At 44.6% G+C, this 1,539-nt stretch carries 2 protein-coding genes; both read right to left on the bottom strand.

Going from position 1 to position 1,539, the window contains the following annotated elements:
• The coding region (locus WBM98_RS00080) for an NAD(P)/FAD-dependent oxidoreductase (protein ID WP_424363966.1) at nucleotides 1–1,221 on the bottom strand (1,221 nt) is incomplete at its 3' end.
• 141 nt (nucleotides 1,222–1,362) lie between these two features.
• Nucleotides 1,363–1,527 carry an adenylate/guanylate cyclase domain-containing protein gene (locus WBM98_RS00075; protein WP_424363967.1) on the bottom strand — a complete coding sequence of 55 codons (165 nt, stop codon included), beginning with the start codon at nucleotides 1,525–1,527 and terminating at the stop codon, nucleotides 1,363–1,365.
• Nucleotides 1,528–1,539 lie beyond the last annotated feature (12 nt).

Here is a 1,539-nt window from a genome sequence, read left to right as displayed (position 1 = left end):
TTTTCCTTCTACGAAATCCGTTAGTCGTTGTGCCGGGGCTGTTTGACTGCGACCTCCTGCGGTAAAGGCCAAACGTTCCAGATCTTTCTGGTATTCCAACCCTTTCAAAACCCCGAACTTTTCATATTTGGGAATATCCTTGTCCACATTTATTTCTACGACAATACCCGAATTGGCGAAAAGATTATTCCGTTTAGAGGGCGACATTCCGTTGACGACGACTTCTCCCGGAGCCGTAGCCGCCGGGACGATAAAGCCGCCTGGGCACATACAGAACGAATATACCCCTCTTTGGTTCACCTGCTGCACCACACTATATGCGGCCGGCGGAAGCAATTCGCTTCTTTCCCCTTTGCAATGATATTGAATCGAATCTATGATGTGTTGCGGATGTTCTACCCGCACTCCCATGGCAAATGATTTTGCCTTTAACGCAATCTCCTTGTCTTTCAATAAATGAAAAATATCCCGTGCGGAATGTCCTGTAGCTAGAATCACCCGACTTACCGGCATTTCATGTCCATTGTGTAGTGCCAAGGCCACCAGTTTATTGTTCTTGATGGTAAAATCGGTAACCCGACTTTCAAAATGTATTTCGCCCCCATGTGTTAGAATCGTCTGACGTATGTTCTGGACGATTTTAGGGAGTTTGTTGGTGCCAATATGCGGGTGTGCATCCACAAGTATCTGGTCCGTGGCCCCATGATGGACCAAACTTTCGAAAATACGGCGTACATCGCCTCTTTTTAAGCTTCTCGTATATAGTTTGCCATCGGAATAGGTGCCAGCGCCTCCTTCACCAAAACAATAATTGGAGTCTTCGTTAACGATGTGGTCCTGATTGATGGCCTTTAAATCACGGCGACGTTCCTGAACTTTTTTCCCACGTTCGAACACTACAGGCTTAAACCCGAGTTCCAAACAGCGGAGGGCTGCCCACATACCAGCCGGGCCAAAACCTATGATATGAATTTCCTTGGCCTTGGAAACTTCTTTATATACAAAAGTGTACCCGGAATTTTCTTTAGGTTTTTCCCGAATGTAAACCTCCATTTTATAATTAAAATAGATGGTCGGTTTCCGCGCATCGATTGACTTGCGCAGCACTTTTATAGTTAGATCATGTTCGGGTTCCCCCAAATAGGTAGCGACTTTTTTTAGTAGGATGCCTTTTCGGGATTCTTCCTTCAAGGAAACCCGTAATTGAATTTGTCTGACCATGGGGTAAAATTAGGGCAATTTGGAGAATAACTTAAATTATACCTAAAATTCGATGGAATTCCGCAATAGGGGCGTGGGCTTGTTTTTTTCGGAATCTTTTAAAACGGTAGCAAACTTCAAGAACCGGTGAATCGATTCATTTTATTCCAATACTTCATACGCAGTAAGGGTCTGCGCCTTGTTCTTCATCGTAATGTCGCCTATTTTTTTACATTTAAAGGCTTCTTTGACTAGTTCATAACAGTTCTCGGAAATCAAGATTTGATTGGGTTGGGCCGCGTCCTGTAATCGGGCCGCCGTATTCACGGTATCACCGAT

Origin of the sequence: Maribacter sp. (genome assembly GCF_049667165.1) — a bacterium.
Lineage (GTDB): Bacteria > Bacteroidota > Bacteroidia > Flavobacteriales > Flavobacteriaceae > Maribacter_A.
Note: the sequence above shows the minus strand (reverse complement) of the source record. Positions and strands in the feature narration are given on the sequence as shown.